At 69.8% G+C, this 14,806-nt stretch carries 16 protein-coding genes; 12 read left to right on the top strand and 4 right to left on the bottom strand.

Annotated elements, in window-relative coordinates; translation table 11 throughout:
- Nucleotides 1–48: 48 nt before the first annotated feature.
- Genes RIF65_RS11900 through RIF65_RS11885 form a run of 4 tightly spaced genes read left to right on the top strand, consistent with a single transcriptional unit; the run spans nt 49 to nt 3,438 of the window.
- Entirely contained in the window at nt 49–966 is a 918-nt protein-coding gene (locus RIF65_RS11900) for an ABC transporter permease (protein ID WP_309065708.1), read from the top strand.
- Nucleotides 963–1,826: an ABC transporter permease gene (locus tag RIF65_RS11895; RefSeq protein WP_309065709.1), complete on the top strand. Its 864-nt coding sequence runs from the start codon at nt 963–965 to the stop codon at nt 1,824–1,826. Before RIF65_RS11900 ends, RIF65_RS11895 begins: the two co-directional genes overlap by 4 nt.
- Complete coding sequence (locus RIF65_RS11890; protein ID WP_309065710.1) at nt 1,823–2,653, top strand: ABC transporter ATP-binding protein; 831 nt, start codon at nt 1,823–1,825, stop codon at nt 2,651–2,653. Before RIF65_RS11895 ends, RIF65_RS11890 begins: the two co-directional genes overlap by 4 nt.
- A complete protein-coding gene (locus tag RIF65_RS11885) occupies nt 2,650–3,438 on the top strand; it encodes an ATP-binding cassette domain-containing protein (protein ID WP_309065711.1) in 789 nt (262 codons plus the stop codon). The genes RIF65_RS11890 and RIF65_RS11885 overlap by 4 nt, the downstream gene beginning before the upstream one ends.
- Here the strand turns inward: RIF65_RS11885 and RIF65_RS11880 are convergent.
- On the bottom strand, nt 3,425–4,027 hold the full coding sequence (locus RIF65_RS11880) for a GNAT family N-acetyltransferase (protein ID WP_309065712.1): 603 nt from the start codon (nt 4,025–4,027) through the stop codon (nt 3,425–3,427). The two genes, RIF65_RS11885 and RIF65_RS11880, sit on opposite strands and share 14 nt — an antisense overlap.
- 49 nt (nt 4,028–4,076) lie before the next feature.
- Here RIF65_RS11880 and RIF65_RS11875 point away from each other — a divergent pair, with 49 nt between their 5' ends.
- From RIF65_RS11875 to RIF65_RS11865, 3 genes are read left to right on the top strand one after another with little or no spacing between them, the layout of a single operon-like run.
- Complete coding sequence (locus RIF65_RS11875) at nt 4,077–5,006, top strand: aldo/keto reductase (protein ID WP_309065713.1); 930 nt, start codon at nt 4,077–4,079, stop codon at nt 5,004–5,006.
- 8 nt (nt 5,007–5,014) lie between these two features.
- Entirely contained in the window at nt 5,015–5,842 is an 828-nt protein-coding gene (locus RIF65_RS11870) for a sulfurtransferase (RefSeq protein WP_309065714.1), read from the top strand.
- 52 nt (nt 5,843–5,894) lie between these two features.
- Complete coding sequence (locus tag RIF65_RS11865; protein WP_309065715.1) at nt 5,895–6,269, top strand: PLDc N-terminal domain-containing protein; 375 nt, start codon at nt 5,895–5,897, stop codon at nt 6,267–6,269.
- Here RIF65_RS11865 and RIF65_RS11860 read toward each other — a convergent pair.
- From RIF65_RS11860 to RIF65_RS11850, 3 genes are read right to left on the bottom strand one after another with little or no spacing between them, the layout of a single operon-like run.
- Nucleotides 6,266–7,228: an epimerase gene (locus tag RIF65_RS11860; protein ID WP_309065716.1), complete on the bottom strand. Its 963-nt coding sequence runs from the start codon at nt 7,226–7,228 to the stop codon at nt 6,266–6,268. The genes RIF65_RS11865 and RIF65_RS11860 overlap by 4 nt on opposite strands.
- A complete protein-coding gene (locus RIF65_RS11855; RefSeq protein WP_309065717.1) occupies nt 7,225–7,662 on the bottom strand; it encodes a DUF4166 domain-containing protein in 438 nt (145 codons plus the stop codon). The genes RIF65_RS11860 and RIF65_RS11855 overlap by 4 nt, the downstream gene beginning before the upstream one ends.
- A 29-nt stretch (nt 7,663–7,691) precedes the next feature.
- Entirely contained in the window at nt 7,692–8,885 is a 1,194-nt protein-coding gene (locus RIF65_RS11850; RefSeq protein ID WP_309065718.1) for an ROK family protein, read from the bottom strand.
- Nucleotides 8,886–8,997: 112 nt separating this feature from the next.
- Here RIF65_RS11850 and RIF65_RS11845 point away from each other — a divergent pair, with 112 nt between their 5' ends.
- From RIF65_RS11845 to RIF65_RS11825, 5 genes are all read left to right on the top strand, one after another.
- Nucleotides 8,998–10,110, top strand: coding sequence for a Gfo/Idh/MocA family protein (locus RIF65_RS11845; RefSeq protein WP_309065719.1), 1,113 nt, complete (start codon nt 8,998–9,000; stop codon nt 10,108–10,110).
- A 29-nt stretch (nt 10,111–10,139) separates the two neighbouring features.
- Nucleotides 10,140–11,618 carry a GMC oxidoreductase gene (locus RIF65_RS11840; RefSeq protein WP_309065720.1) on the top strand — a complete coding sequence of 493 codons (1,479 nt, stop codon included), beginning with the start codon at nt 10,140–10,142 and terminating at the stop codon, nt 11,616–11,618.
- 74 nt (nt 11,619–11,692) lie between these two features.
- Nucleotides 11,693–13,006 (top strand): sugar ABC transporter substrate-binding protein, encoded by a 1,314-nt coding sequence (locus RIF65_RS11835; RefSeq protein ID WP_309065721.1) that lies wholly within the window; start codon nt 11,693–11,695, stop codon nt 13,004–13,006.
- 5 nt (nt 13,007–13,011) lie between these two features.
- The gene (locus tag RIF65_RS11830) at nt 13,012–13,965 is read left to right on the top strand and encodes a carbohydrate ABC transporter permease (RefSeq protein WP_309065722.1); all 954 of its coding nucleotides are present in this window, start codon (nt 13,012–13,014) and stop codon (nt 13,963–13,965) included.
- Nucleotides 13,962–14,789 (top strand): carbohydrate ABC transporter permease, encoded by an 828-nt coding sequence (locus RIF65_RS11825; RefSeq protein WP_309065723.1) that lies wholly within the window; start codon nt 13,962–13,964, stop codon nt 14,787–14,789. The genes RIF65_RS11830 and RIF65_RS11825 overlap by 4 nt, the downstream gene beginning before the upstream one ends.
- Nucleotides 14,790–14,806 lie beyond the last annotated feature (17 nt).

The following is a 14,806-nucleotide window of genomic DNA, read 5'->3' as shown; positions in this document are numbered from 1 at the left end:
TACCTGGTCCGACGGACAGGACTGCTGCTGCTCGCTCTCGCGCTCGCAGTGACAGTCCTGTTCGTCGTGCTGCGCGTGCTCGGCAACCCCGTGTACGCGCTGATCAGCGTCGGCGCGACGGATGCCGAGGTCGCCGCGGCCGCGGCAAGACTCGGTGTAGATCGCCCTCTGTACGAGCAGTTCGCCGACTACATCCTGCAGCTGCTGCGGCTGGATCTGGGCACATCGTTCACCAGCAACCTGCCGGTCGGAGACGAGATCCTCCGCCGGATGAACGTCACCGTGCCGCTCACGCTCCTGGCCTTCGCGCTCTCCGTCGCGATCGCGCTGCCGGTCGGCTTCATCGCTGCCTGGCGCTCGCGCACCTGGTACGGCACGGCGTTCTCCGCCTTCGCGCAGCTGGGTGTCGCCGTACCGGCGTTCTGGGTCGGCATCATCCTCATCGCCGTCCTCGCGCTCAACGCCCGCATCCTCCCCGCCGGAGGCTTCCCGCGCAGCGACTGGGCCGATCCGGCCGCCGCGCTGACCTCGCTGACGCTGCCCGTCGTGACCATCGCGCTCGTGGCCGGCAGCGATCTGGCGCGCTACGTCCGCAGCGCGACCCTGGACGTCCTCGGCCAGCAGTACATGCGCGCCGCCCGCGCATACGGCCAGAGCTTCAGCACTGCGCTGTGGCGGCACGGACTTCGCAACGGGGTCGTGCCGGTGATCTCCATCCTCGCGATCCAGCTGTCGACGACGTTCGTCGGCGCGGTCATCGTGGAGCGGGTGTTCGCGCTACCGGGCCTCGGCGACATGCTTCTGGTGGCGATCAAGGAGCAGGACTTCCCCAGCGTTCAGGGGATCGTGCTGTTCTCGACGGCGCTGGTGCTGTCGCTGGGCTTCGCCGCCGACGTCGTCCAGCGCATCCTCGACCCGCGGCTTCGCCGATCGCTGCACGTCGACTCCGCGGGACAACCCGCATGAGCGTCGCCCTGCCCACCACGACCGCCGCGGTGCGCCGTCGGCCGCGCCTGCTCCGTTCGGTGAACCTCACCGCCGGCGGCGTGCTGATCGGCGTGATCGGCATCGTCGCGCTCGTGTCGCTGGTGTGGACGCCGTACGGCATCGAGGACACGCAGGGCGGGCGCCTGCAGCCGCCGTCGGCTGAACACTGGGCGGGAACCGACCGGCTCGGCCGCGACCTGTTCTCCCAACTCATGGTCGGGGCGCGCCTGGCCATGACCGTCGGCATCGGCTCGATCCTGATCGCCACCCTGGTCGGCGTCGTGCTCGGTCTCGCCGCCGCCGTCGCCCGGCGCTGGGTCGACGACCTGATCGCCAGCCTGCTCGACATCGCCATCGCATTCCCGACCCTGCTGCTGGCCATGCTGATCGTCGCCTGGCGTGGGGCGTCGCTGGAGTCCGCCATCCTCGCGATCGGCCTCTCCGGGGCGGCGGTCATCGCCCGGCTCACCCGGGTCGCCGCCTCCCGCGTGCTGGCGATGGACTACATCACCGCATCGCAGGCCGCAGGCACGGGGATGCCGCGCATCATCGTCCGGCACGTGCTGCCGAACATCTGGCCGACGCTGATCGTCCCCCTCGCCCTCCAGTTCGGCGGCGCGGTGGTCACCGAGGCATCGCTGTCGTATCTCGGGCTGGGGTCGCCGCCGCCGAACGCGTCCTGGGGGAGGATGCTGCAGGAGGCGCAGGCGACGGTCACGGCCGCACCCACCGCGGCGCTGCTCCCCGGCATCCTGCTGGTGGCGACCGCGATCGGCATCAACCTCCTCGCCGACGGCCTCCGCGACGTGGCGGACCCGACCATGCGGGGGATCCGATGACCGTGCTGCTCACGCTGGACCGGCTCGGTGTCGAGGTCGAGGACGGCCCGACGCTGGTGCACGGGACGAGTCTCGTCCTGCGGTATGGCGAACGGCTCGGCATCATCGGCGAATCCGGCTCCGGCAAGTCGCTCACCGCGCTCGCGGTGCTCGGGCTGCTGCCGCCTCCGCTGCGGGCGCGCGGCTCGGCGACGCTCACCACCCCGCGCGGCCCCGTGGACACGATCGCGGCGTCGCAGCGGCGGCTCGATGGCGTGCGCGGGTCGGTGGTGGGAGCCGTGTTTCAGGACCCGCTGGCCTCGCTGGATCCGCTGATGCGAATCGGGCGTCAGCTGGCGTGGCCGCTGCGACGTCACCGCGGCCTGCGCGGCGATGCGCTGCGCCGGGCCGTGCTCGACGCTCTGGCCGACGTGCAGCTCGCCGCCCCCGAGCGGATCGCGCGCTCGTTCATCCACGAGCTCTCCGGCGGTCAGCGCCAGCGCGTCGCGCTCGCACTGGCGCTGGCCGCTGGCCCCGAACTGCTGATCGCCGACGAGCCCACCACTGCGCTGGACGTCACCGTCCAGGCGGGCGTGCTGCAGCTGCTCCAGCGCGAGATCCGCGAGCGCGGCATGTCGCTCGTCTTCATCAGCCACGACCTTCCCGTCATCGCCGAGGTCGCCGACCGCATCCTCGTCATGCGGCACGGTCATCAGATCGAGCTCGGCTCCGCCGATCAGGTGCTGCAGAGCCCTGCGCATCCCTACACGCGCGCTCTCGTCACGGCGTCGCGTCAGCTGGAGGCGCACCTGCCTCCGACCACGGCTTCGGGGGAGGGGGAACGATGACCGGCGCGGCGCTGCTGCAGGCGGACGGGGTGAGGTTCGGCTACGGACGGGGACCCGTCGTCCTCGACGACGTGTCGGTGAGCGTGGACCCGGGCGAGAGCGTGGGGCTGGTCGGCGAGTCCGGCGCTGGCAAGTCGACGCTGCTGCGGCTGCTGCTCGGTCTGGCGGTGCCGGATGCCGGTCTCGTGCGTTTCCGTGGAGAACCGCTCCGCGTGCGCGACCGCTCCGCCATGCGCTCCTTCCGTCGCGCCGTGCAACCGGTGTTCCAGGACCCGTACGCCTCGCTCGATCCTCGCATGCGGGTCGGGGAGTCCATCGCGGAGCCGCTGCTCTCACTCGGACTGGAACGCAGTCGCCTCGCCCGCGAGGCCAGGGTGAGGGAGCTGCTGGAGGCCGTCGGCCTGGAGGCCGACGCCGCGCAGCGACATCCCGACGCGTTCTCCGGCGGTCAGCGCCAGCGGATCGCCATCGCCAGGGCACTGGCACCAAGACCGGAGCTCATCGTCGCCGACGAGCCGGTCAGTGCACTGGACACCTCGGTGCGGATCTCCGTGATCGAGCTGTTCCAGCGTCTCGCCCGGGAACGGGGGATCGGGATGCTGCTCGTCTCGCACGACCTCACGATCGTGTCGGCGCTGTGTGCCCGCATGGTGGTGCTGGAGGGCGGCCGGGTCGTGGAGCGCGGCACGACAGCACGCGTGCTGTCGGAGCCCGAGCATCCGTACACCCGTCGTCTGATCGCGGCGGTGCCGAGGCTGCCGGCGGAGGGTCTCAGCCCCGCTTGACCAGTCGCGCTTCGAGGTTCGCGCGTACGGCCGGCCACTCCGGCTCGATGATCGAGTACTCCACGCTGTCGCGCAGGGCGCCGTTGCGGTAGCGGCTGATCGCCCGCATCACCCCGTCCTGCTTGGCGCCCAGGCGCTCGATCGCGGCACGGGATTGGAAGTTCACCCACTGCGTGGTGAACCCGACGCGGTACACGCCCAGCACATCGAAAGCGTGCCGCAGCAGGAGCAGCTTCGACTCGGGGTTCGTCCCCGAGCCGTGCGCGGACGGACGGTTCCAGGTGTAGCCGATGTGCAGTCGCGGCACGTCGGCGGCCAGGTCGTAGTAGGTCGTCATGCCGAGGATGCGTCCCGACGTGTCGAACACGGTGAACGGCACCATCTCGCCCTTCTCGAGCAGGCCCAGGCGCCGCTCGATCTCGCCCGCGACGCCGTCCGGCGCCGGCACGGACGTGTACCAGGCGTTCTGCCACAGGTCGCCTTCGCTGACCGCTTCGATCAGACCGTCACGATGCTCGCGCGCGAGTGGGCGCATCTCGACGAGGCGTCCGGTGAGCGTGACGGGAGCGGGTGGAACGAGGAACGGCATCCTGCCATTCAACCAGCGCGATACCGTGGAGCCGACACAGGAGGCAGCCATGAAGTCAGTCCCGTTCGGGCCGGGGACCGCCCCGGCCGTCATCGCCGGCATGATGCGCATCACCGACAAGCCGGATGCCGAGATCCGCACCCTCTACGACACAGCGCGCTCCGCGGGGATCGACTTCTTCGATCACGCCGACATCTACGGCGGCGCGATGCACGTGTGCGAGGACCGTTTCGCCTCCGCGCTGCGGCTGTCCCCCGCGCAGCGCGAGGAGATCGTGTTGCAGACCAAGTGCGGGATCGTGCCGGATGCCGGGATGTTCGACTTCTCGTACGAGCACATCCTGCGTCAAGTCGACGGATCGCTGAAGGCGCTGCGCACCGACTACATCGATGTGCTGCTGCTGCACCGCCCCGACGCCCTCGTGGAACCGGACGAGGTGGCACGGGCGTTCGACGAGCTTTCGGCGGCAGGCAAGGTGCGCGAGTTCGGCGTCTCCAACCACACGCCGCGGCAGATCGATCTGCTGCGTACCGCCGTCGCGCAACCGTTGGTCGCTAACCAGCTGCAGCTGTCCATCACGCACGCCCCGATCATCGCCCAGCCGATCGCGGCGAACATGGCGGGCGAGCAGCAGAGCATCGTGCGCGACGGCGGCGGAATCGTGGAGTACTGCCGGATCAACGGCATCACCATCCAGGCCTGGTCGCCGTATCAGGCGGGCTTCTTCGACGGCGTCTTCCTCGGCAACCCCGACTATCCCGAGCTGAACGCCGTCATCGACCGCCTCGCCGACACGCACGGCGTGACGCCGACCGGCGTCGCCACCGCGTGGATCACCCGTCACCCCGCCGGCATGCAGGTCGTGCTCGGCACCACCACCCCGCACCGTCTGCAGGAAGCTGCCGCGGGCGCGGACGTCACCCTGTCCCGCGCCGAGTGGTACGAGCTGTACCGCGCCGCCGGCCACCTGCTGCCGTGAGGTCCGCTGTGAGCCCGCTGATCCAGGTAGATGAACTGCGCGACAGGCTCGGTGAGGTGCACGTCCTCGACGCGCGCTGGCAGCTGGGCAGGGACGACGGTCGGGAGCAGTACCTCGCCGGGCACATCCCGGGAGCGGTGTTCGTCGACGTCGAGCGCGAGCTGTCACGGCACGGCGCGCCGCACGAGGGGCGCCATCCGCTTCCGTCCGATGCGCAGCTCGCCGCAGCCGCACGGCGCTGGGGTGTGCGCCGCGGCGTGCCGGTCGTCGTGTATGACGACCACCGGATGCTGGCGGCATCGCGTACATGGTGGGCGCTGCGCCGGGCCGGGCTGCCGGACCTGCGTGTGCTGGACGGCGGGTGGTCGGCGTGGGTCGCCGCCGGCGGTGCGGTGCAGGCCGGGGACGTCGACGTGGCGGAGGGCGATATCGAGCTCGGCTCCCCGGGCAGGGACGGCGACATCGACACCGACGGCGCGGCGCGCTGGGCCGAGACCGGCGTCCTGGTCGACGTGCGCGCCGCGGAGCGCTACCGCGGCGAGGTGGAGCCGATCGACCCGGTCGCCGGGCACGTTCCGGGGGCACGAAACCTGCCGATCGCCGAGCTGCTCACCCCCGATGGCCGGTTCCGTCCGGCATCCGACATCGCCGCGGCGTTCGACCGCATCGGCGCCGGCGCGGACGCACCGGTGGCGGCGTACTGCGGTTCGGGGATCACGGCGGCGCAGTTCGCGCTCGCCGGAGCGATCGTGGGCCGCGAGGTGACGGTGTACCCGGGCTCGTGGAGCGCCTGGTCGAACACCCCAGGGAGACCCGTCGCGACGGGAGCGGAGTGAGGGCGGAAGGCAAGCCCCTTCTCGAGTCGCCGGGGTCGTCTACCCTGAGAGCATGTCGTTCGTGCTCACTCTGCTGACCATCGCGCTGATGGTGTTCGCTCTCGTGGACATCATCCGCCGCGACGACGCGCAGGTGAAGTTCATGCCGAAGTTCGTCTGGCTGCTGCTCGTGGTGCTGCTGCCGCTCATCGGCAGCATCCTGTGGTTCGCGATCGGCCGGGAGTACCCCGAGAACGGCATCCGGCTGGGACGGCCCACCCAGTCGCGCACCGCACGTCGCGAGGCCCCGGCCGCGCCGCCCACCCCGGTCGACACCCGCACCACAGAGCAGCAGATCGCCGACCTCGACCGCGAGATCGAGGAGTGGCGGCTCCGTCAGGAGATCGAGAAGCGCCGCCGCGAGGGTGGCGAGCGCACCGACGGCTAGACCCGCTCCGTCGCCGCGAACGACGCCCGCACGGCCTCTTCGAGATCGGGACGCCGGAACACGTACCCCGCCTCGGTGAGCTTCTCCGGCAGCACCCACCGGCTCTTCAGGATCAGTTCCGTCTCGGTGCGGATGCCGATGGCGCCGAGTTCCAGCATCCATCGCGGCGTCGCCGGGCCGAAGCGCACGCCCAGTACCCGCCATACGGTGGACATGAACTCGGGGTTGTCCACGGGATGCGGGCTGGCCGCATTGACCGGCCCGTCGATGTCGGAGCGCTGCTCGAGGAAGTCGACGATGCCGAGCACGTCGTCGACGTGGATCCAGCTGAAGCGCTGCCTGCCGCCCCGGGCGCCCGGGTGGTGTGCGGTGCCCGCCGCGCGGCGGCCAGGAAGGATCGGCCACCAGCCATCCCGTTGCGTGCCGCCCAGCCCGAGGCGGGCCAACGTGCGGATCGGGCCGAGCACGCCCGCGTCACCGAGCACGATCGCGGTGCGCAGGGCCACGCGGCGTGTGGCGGGAAGGGCATCGGCGAACAGGGCACGCTCCCACGCCTTCGCGACGTCGACGGAGAATCCGGTGCCGGTCTCACCGGTGGACTCGGTCATCGGGCGGTCCTCGGCGTGTCGGTAGATCGTCGCGGTCGACGAGTTCACCCACAGCGGCGGCGGTGCCGTCGCGCGGCGGATCGCTGAGCTCAGCGCGGTCGTGGTCTCCAGGCGAGAGCGGAAGATTTCCGCGCGGTTGCGGGCGTTGTATCGACAGTTCACGCTCTTGCCGGCGAGACCCACCACCAGCGCCGCGCCGTCCACCGCCGCGTCGATGCCGGCCTGATCGCCCCAGCTGAGGTCGGCGCCCGAGCGGGAGACGGTCACGACCTCCCTGCCCTCGCGGCGGTACTTCTCCTGCAGGTGCCGACCGATGAATCCGGTCGACCCGCCGATGACCACACGACTCACGCGGACTCCTTCTCGATGCGGTAGCGGAAGCTGCCCCGGTACTCGTACAGGCGCCCGACGACCGGCAGGTCGACGGTGAGGTGCACTCGCTGACCGTTCGCTGCGGGGTCAGGGCTCTCGCGCAGCCGGATCACCGGCGCGAACGGTGCGGGCACGCGCAGCCGCAGTCGTCCGACTCTCAGTCCCACGGCCCGGCTGCGCAGCAGCAGCGAGCCCTCGCCGTCGACGTCCACGTCGAACGCCGCTGCAAGGGATGGCGGCTCTCCGATCCGGTCGATCACCTGGCCGTTCGATCTCGCGGAGACCACGTCCTTCATGGTCCAGTCGCCGGCGGGAAGATGCAGCGTCCGCTCGGCGACCGCGCGGCCGTTCACCGTCCGATTGCGGACGGTGAAGGGCACGTCGTGCTGCCGGCCTGCGAACAGGTGATCCATGGTCCGAGACTAGCCCGCGGCCGCGGCGCTCAGACGCGTCGGGCGATGTACGCGTCGACGTTGCCGGGAGCGAGCACCTCACGGGCTACCATGATCGCAGCGCCGACGACCGCCGCCCGCTCGCCCGTCTGCGTCTGGACGATGGCCAGATGCTGCGTGGCCAGGGGGATGGAGCGCCGGTAGACGACCTCGCGCACGCCGGCGAGGAGATGTTCCCCCGCTCGGGCGATGCTGCCGCCCAGCACGATGATCGACGGGTTGAGCAGGTTCACGACGGAGGCGAGGACCTCACCGACATCGCGCCCCGCCTGGCGGGCGGCTTCGATCGCGGCAACATTGCCCGAGCGGATCAGCTCGACGACGTCCGCGCTGCTGTCAGCGGCGATGCCCTGCTCGCGCAGCGCCGCCGCGATGGCGGTGCCGCTGGCCATCGCCTCGAGATCTCGCTCCTCGCCGGGCTCATGCGGCGAGTCGACGGAATACGGCACCCGCACGTGGCCCATGTCACCGGCGGAGCCCTGAGCGCCGCGCTGCAACTGCCCGCCCGCGATGATGCCGGCGCCGATCCCGGTGGCGACTTTCACGAAGATCAGGTCTGTGGTGTCCGGGAAGCTGGTGGCCTGCTCGCCGAGTGCGAGCACGTTCACGTCATTGTCGACCAGCACCGGCACATCGAATGTCCGCTGCACGTAGCCGGGCACGTCGAAGCGGTCCCACCCGGGCATGATGGGCGGGTTGTACGGGCGGCCGGTGGAGTGCTCGACAGGGCCGGGGACGCCGATGCCCACACCGACCAACCGCGAACGGGGAACACCGTCGTGGGTCAGCAGCGACTCCCCTTCGGCGATAACCGCGTCGAGCACCGCCACGGGGCCGGCTGCGATGTCCAGACCGCTCGTGGTCATCGCGAGGATGCGCCCGCTGAGGTCCGAGATCGCCACTGTCGCGTGCGAGGCGCCGAGGTCTGCGGCCAGGACGAGCCCGGCAGTCGGATGGAAGGCCACCCGCGACGGCGGTCGACCGCCGGTCGAAGCGCCCTCGCCGGCAGGAACGACCAGGCCCGAACTCAACAGCGCGTCAACGCGTGAGGACACCGTCGATCGTGCCAGCCCGGTGAGATGCACGAGCTCGGCCTTCGTTCGCGCCTGCCCGTCGAGCAGCAGCTGCAGGAGGTCGCCGGCACCCGGGGGCGACGTCCCCGGCTGGCGCTCCGTCTCGCTCATAGCGTCAGTAAACCACACCTTCCGTCGTTGGAATCGGCAACATTTAACGACGAAGAGAAAACTTTTGACGTAGAACTAGCAAAAGTTGGAAAAGGGTGTCAGACTCATCGTCATGACAACGGACGTCACCGATACCGGCATCCGGACGATCCGGTCCGGCTTCCTCGGCGCGGGGTTCATGGCTCATGTGCACACCCGTGCGGCGCGTGCCGCAGGCGCGGAACTCGCAGTGGTGGCCAGCTCGACCCCTGACCGCGCCGTCCGCGCCGCGGCCGAGCTGGGTGTGCGCCGGGCGGCGGCCGACGCCGCCGACCTGCTGACGGACGACGTGGATGTCGTGCACGTGTGCACCCCGAACGCCACGCACGCCGCCCTCGCGCTGCAGGCGCTCGACGCCGGCAAGCATGTGGTGTGCGAGAAGCCCCTGGCCACCTCCCTGGCCGACGCCCAGTCCCTCGCGGCCGCCGCCGCCGATCGGGGCGTGGTCGCCGCCGTTCCGTTCGTCTACCGGTACCACCCGATGGTCAGAGAGGCGCGCGCTCGGGTCGCGGCGGGTGAGATCGGCGCGCTGATCACCGTCGACTGCGGCTATCTGCAGGACTGGATGCTGCTCCCGGAAGACGACGACTGGCGCGCGACGTCGACCGACGGCGGACCGTCACGGGCGTTCGCCGATATCGGCTCACATCTGTGCGATCTGTTGGAGTTCGTCAGCGGCGAACGCATCGTCCGCCTCACCGCCCGTGCACGGACCGTGTATCCCGAACGCGGTGGTCACACGGTCGAGAACGAGGACGCCGTGACCCTGCTCGTCGAGTTGAGTTCCGGCGCAATCGGCACCCTCCTCGTGTCGCAGATGGCGGCGGGGCGCAAGAACGCCCTCACCCTGGAGTTGCACGGCACGCGCTCGAGCCTCCGCTTCGACCAGGAGCGACCAGAAGAGTTGTGGATCGGCCGGCGCGACGCGAGCCAGCACCTGTTCCGCGATCCGCAGACCGCTCATCCCGGGGTGGCCAGGTTCTCGCGGGTGCCGGTGGGTCACGCACAGGGCTACCAGGACGCGTTCAACGGCTTCATCGCAGACGTCCACGCGGCCATCCGCGGCGACCAGCCCGACGGGCTGCCGGTCTTCGCCGACGGCGTGCGCGCCGCCCAGCTCACCGAAGCCGTGCTCGCCGCGGCGGCTGGCGGACACTGGGTCGACGTCCCCGTGCTCTTGCAGTGACACCCGAAAGACAGAGGAAAGTGACCAGCATGTCAGACGTCTTCGACCTCGTGATCGTCGGCTCCGGCCCGAACGGCTCGATCGTCGCCCGCGAGGTGCACGAGCGCAATCCCGAGGCGCGCATCCTCGTCATCGAGGCCGGCCCGATGATCACCGGCGTCGCCGGCGAACACCTCGTCGAGGTCGACGAGAACGCGATGAACGCCTCGTACGAGGACCTGATGCGTCGGGCTCGGCAGATCGAGTACGTGAAGGGTGCGATGGTCGAGATCGAGGGAGACGGCTGGAACGCGGAATCGACCGGCGTCTTCCCGGCGGCCTTCTTCGGTCACGACTTCTCGCAGTTCCCCGGCGCGTCGGTGTCGTGGAACATCGGCGGCATGGGAGTGCACTGGACGGCGGCGACCCCCTGGCCCTACGCCGAGGAGGTGCCCGACTTCCTTCCCCGGCAGGAATGGGATGCCGACCTCGAAACCGCCCGCAGCCTGCTGCGCACTTACGTCGGCCCGCTGGTGGACAACCCGTTCACCGAGCCGATCTTCGCCGCGATCCGCGAGGCCGTGCCCAGCCCCGACCCGGAGCGCGAGTTCGGCTACATGCCGATGGCGGGGATCCCGCACGTCGACCGCCCGTTCGCGCGGACGGGTCCGCGCGACATCGCCCCGTATCTCTTCGACGCGAGCGAGCCCAACGTGCAGCTGCGCACCGGACTGTTCGTCACCCGCATCCATCACGACGGCAGCACGGTCACCGGACTGGAGGTGCGCGACCTCGCCACCGGCGAGACGACGACGATCAGCGGGCGCCGGTTCCTGATCGCCGCCGATGCCCTGCGTACCCCGCAGCTGCTCTGGGCGTCCGGCATCCGACCGGAGGCGCTCGGTGTGCGCCTGAACGAGCATGCCTCGATCGACGGCGACGTCGAGATCGACGCCGCACGGTTCGGCCTCAGCGGCGCGGACATCCCGACGCCCCCGCCCGGCGAGCCGTTCATCGGGTCCTACTGGAGCCCGTCGGTCGGCGCCGAGCGTCCCGCGCACGGCCAACTCATGGAGCGCGCCTTCGACGGCAAGCACGTGCTCGGCGTCGGCTGGTATTGCGCAACCGAGATCCGTCCGGAGAACCGCATCGAGTTCTCCGACGAGCAGCATGACGCGCTCGGGATGCCGCGCATGACCGTGCACTTCTCGTACTCCGAGAAGGACATGGAGGTGATCCGGCAGACCATGCAGGTGCAGCGCGCCGCGGCCAACGCCGTCGGCGACTTCCCCGATCAGGACTCCGAGATCCTCCCGCCCGGGGCGTCACTGCACTACACCGGGTCGGTGCGGATGGGCCCGGCGGACGACGGCACCAGCGTCGTGGACACCGACGGGCGGGTATGGGGCTTCGAGAACCTGTTCCTGGCCGGGAACGGCGTCGTCCCGACCGCCCTCACCTGCAACGCCACCCTGACCGGCGCGACCCTCTCCGTGCGGATCGCACGGGCGATCAGCGCCGGCATCTGATCCACCCACCACCCGACAACACAGCACCACCCGACAACACACAGCACCACCCGACAACGAAGGAGTTGACTGCGATGCACACCCTCACCCCGCGTCGCCGCAAGGCGATCACGGCCGGCGTCGCGCTCGCCGCATCCGCCTCTCTGCTGCTCACCGGCTGCGGCCGGGGCGACGACAGCAGCGGGCCGGCCGCCGACGGACCCAAGATCGACGACAAGCCCGCCACCGGCACCGTCGAGCTCTGGACGCAGGGCGCCGACGGCGCCAAGCTCCCCGAGATGTTCGACGAGTTCCAGAAGGAGAACCCGGACGTCGAGATCAACATGACGGAGGTTCCCGGCGAAGAGTTCGCGTCGAAGATGACCGCCGCGATCACCGCCGGCACCGTTCCCGACCTGGTGTACATCTTCACCGAGAACCAGGCGGGTCTGCTCGCCACCGGTGGATTCGACCCGGTGCCGGAAGGACTCGTCGACGAGGACGACTTCTTCGAGGCCATCTGGCAGAACTCCGTGGTGGACGACGTCGCGTACGGCGTGCCCTGGTACTCCTACGCGAACATGCTCATCTACCGCAAGGACATCGCCGAGCAGGCGGGCGTCGAGGCTCCGACGAACTGGGAGGAGCAGCGCGAGTTCGGCGAGGCTCTGAAGGCCCAGGGCGTCGAGTTCCCGTTCGCGCTGGCGGTGAACTACGACCAGTACACTGCCGGGCAGGTCCAGGTGATGGCCGCGCAGAACGGCGGGTCCATGATCAGCGAGGATCTGTCCGAGTGGACCATCAACGACCCGAAGGTCGTCGAGGCCCTCGAGTACTGGGCGAGCCTCGTCAAGGACGGTCTCGCGTCGCCGGACGGCCCGCAGTTCCTCGACACCGTGCCCTGGTCGTCGGAGGGCAAGAACGCCGCCATCGTCGACGGCGGACCGTGGTTCGCATCCTGGTTCGACGACGCCAACGGAGCCGGCTGGGGCGCCGAGCACCTCGCGTTCGCGCCCAACCCCGTCGGCCCGTCCGGCGACTCCGCGTCGACGACAGGCGGCGGCAGCTGGTTCGTGCCCAGCGACGGCGAGAACAAGGACGCCGCATGGAAGTTCGCGCGCTTCATGTCCGAGCCGTCGTCACAGGTGAAGTGGTACCAGATCTTCAAGAACATGCCGGCGGTCAAGGCGGCGTGGGAAGAGCCCGAGATGCAGGGCGACCCGCTGCTCGAGGCCGTGCGCGAATCTCTGGAGGTCGGCGTCGGGCAGCCGAATGTGCCCACCTGGGCGCAGGTCGGTGCCGTGATCGGACAGCAGATCGAACGCGTCGTCCGCGACGACGTCTCGGCCAAGGATGCTCTCGACGAGGCTCAGAAGCAGGCTGAAGCGATCGGCACGGGCGCCGAGTAACCATCATGACCTCCACCGTCACACGTGCCGTCACCGCCCCGGAAGCGCCCTCGCGCCGCTTCCGGGGCGGCCGGAAGGCGCACGAGGGGAGCCGGGCGGAGACGATCACCGCCTGGCTGTTCCTCGCGCCCTTCCTCGCGATCTTCCTGGTGTTCACCGCGCTTCCGGGTGTGCTCGCAGTCGGCGCCAGCCTGACGGACATGGCGGCGCGCGACATCCGTGATCCGCTGGCCGTGAACTTCGTCGGGTTCGACTCGTTCGCCAGCGTGCTGGCCAACCCGTCCTTCCAGAGCTCGTTCCTCAACACGATCCTGTTCGTCGTACTGTGCGTGCCGCTGAGCATGGCGCTGGGCTTCGCCCTCGCGCTCATGCTCAACAACGGCATCCGGCGGCTGCGGCCGTTCTTCCGCGCCGCCGCGTACGTGCCGGTGATCACCAACATCGTCGCCGCCGCGGTGATCTGGCAGTACGCGTTCTCGATCACCGGGCCGGTCAACACCTCGCTCGCCGATCTCGGACTGCCCGCGCCCAACTGGCTCGGTGAGCCGGGCTGGGCGGTGACCACCGTCGTCATGATGGGGGTGTGGCGCACTGCCGGCACCTGCATGGTGCTGTTCCTCGCCGGGCTTCAGGCGGTGCCCGAGGAGGTCTACGAGGCGGCGGCCACCGACGGCGCGGGCTGGGTCCGGCGGCTGTGGTCCATCACCCTGCCGCTGCTGCGCCCCACGACCCTGCTCGTGAGCGTGCTGATGACCGTGTCGTTCCTGAACATCTTCGAGGAGCCCTATCTGCTCACGCGCGGCGGCCCTCTGGGCTCCACGCGGTCGATGGCGGTGTGGGTGTATGAGCAGTTCGGGTTCGGCAACGTGTCGGCCGCCATGGCCGGCTCGGTGCTGCTGCTCCTGCTCGTCGGCGTCGTGGCCGTCATCCAGTTCCGAATGCTGAGGCCGAAACATTGAACACTCCGTCCCCGACCCGTCAGGCGCTGAACTACACGGCGCTGATCGTCATCACCGTCTTCATGCTGCTGCCGTTCGTCTGGGTGCTCTTCGGATCCTTCAAGACGCAGGCGGAGTTCCTCTCCGATCCCGGCGCCTGGCTCCCGCAGGCCGTGCAGTTCGACAACTACGTGCGACTGTTCGCCGAGCGCGGCTTCGGCACGTACCTGACGAACAGCATCATCGTCTCCGTGGTGGTCATCATCGGGAACGTGCTGTTCAGCGCGATGGCAGGCTACGCACTCGCGAAGCTCCGCTTCCGCGGACGGGGAGCCGTCTTCCCGCTCGTGATCGTCTCGATGATCGTGCCCTACGTCGCCCTCTTCGTGCCGCAGTTCGTGCTGGTCGTGCAGTTCGGGCTGGTCGACACGCTCACCGCGGTCATCCTGCCGCTGCTGGTGATGCCGCTGTCCGTGTTCATCATGAGGCAGTTCGCGCACTCCGTTCCCTTCGAGCTGATGGAGGCCGCGCGGCTGGACGGCGCGAGCGAGGCGCGGCTGTTCTTCGGCATCTTCCTGCCGCTCACCGGTCCGGGTCTCGCCACCGTGGGCATCCTGTCGTTCCTCGCCTCGTGGAACAACTTCCTGTGGCCGCTGGTGGTGGCGCAGTCCCAGAAGACCTATACCGCCCCAGTCGGGCTCGCGGTGGCGTCGCAGGCGTCGAACACGATCTCGTTCGGCCTGCTGCTCGCCGGCGCCATGGTCGTGCTGCTGCCGATCCTCATCCTGTTCCTGTTCCTGCAGAAGTACTTCATCCAGGGCGTCGCGACTGCCGGCCTGAAGTGATCGATCGAAAGGGTTCC

It is taken from the genome of Microbacterium sp., from assembly GCF_031180975.1.
GTDB lineage: Bacteria > Actinomycetota > Actinomycetes > Actinomycetales > Microbacteriaceae > Microbacterium.
Note: the sequence above shows the minus strand (reverse complement) of the source record. Positions and strands in the feature narration are given on the sequence as shown.

Excerpts from the sequence above, each read along its gene's own strand:
- RIF65_RS11850 (WP_309065718.1), bottom strand. The coding sequence starts at position 8,885 with ATGAGCGAGACGGAGCGCCAGCCGGGGACGTCGCCCCCGGGTGCCGGC.
- RIF65_RS11835 (WP_309065721.1), top strand. The coding sequence starts at position 11,693 with ATGCACACCCTCACCCCGCGTCGCCGCAAGGCGATCACGGCCGGCGTC.
- RIF65_RS11890 (WP_309065710.1), top strand. The coding sequence starts at position 1,823 with ATGACCGTGCTGCTCACGCTGGACCGGCTCGGTGTCGAGGTCGAGGAC.
- RIF65_RS11880 (WP_309065712.1), bottom strand. The coding sequence starts at position 4,027 with ATGCCGTTCCTCGTTCCACCCGCTCCCGTCACGCTCACCGGACGCCTC.
- RIF65_RS11855 (WP_309065717.1), bottom strand. The coding sequence starts at position 7,662 with ATGGATCACCTGTTCGCAGGCCGGCAGCACGACGTGCCCTTCACCGTC.
- RIF65_RS11875 (WP_309065713.1), top strand. The coding sequence starts at position 4,077 with ATGAAGTCAGTCCCGTTCGGGCCGGGGACCGCCCCGGCCGTCATCGCC.
- RIF65_RS11885 (WP_309065711.1), top strand. The coding sequence starts at position 2,650 with ATGACCGGCGCGGCGCTGCTGCAGGCGGACGGGGTGAGGTTCGGCTAC.
- RIF65_RS11865 (WP_309065715.1), top strand. The coding sequence starts at position 5,895 with ATGTCGTTCGTGCTCACTCTGCTGACCATCGCGCTGATGGTGTTCGCT.
- RIF65_RS11840 (WP_309065720.1), top strand. The coding sequence starts at position 10,140 with ATGTCAGACGTCTTCGACCTCGTGATCGTCGGCTCCGGCCCGAACGGC.
- RIF65_RS11895 (WP_309065709.1), top strand. The coding sequence starts at position 963 with ATGAGCGTCGCCCTGCCCACCACGACCGCCGCGGTGCGCCGTCGGCCG.
- RIF65_RS11830 (WP_309065722.1), top strand. The coding sequence starts at position 13,012 with ATGACCTCCACCGTCACACGTGCCGTCACCGCCCCGGAAGCGCCCTCG.
- RIF65_RS11845 (WP_309065719.1), top strand. The coding sequence starts at position 8,998 with ATGACAACGGACGTCACCGATACCGGCATCCGGACGATCCGGTCCGGC.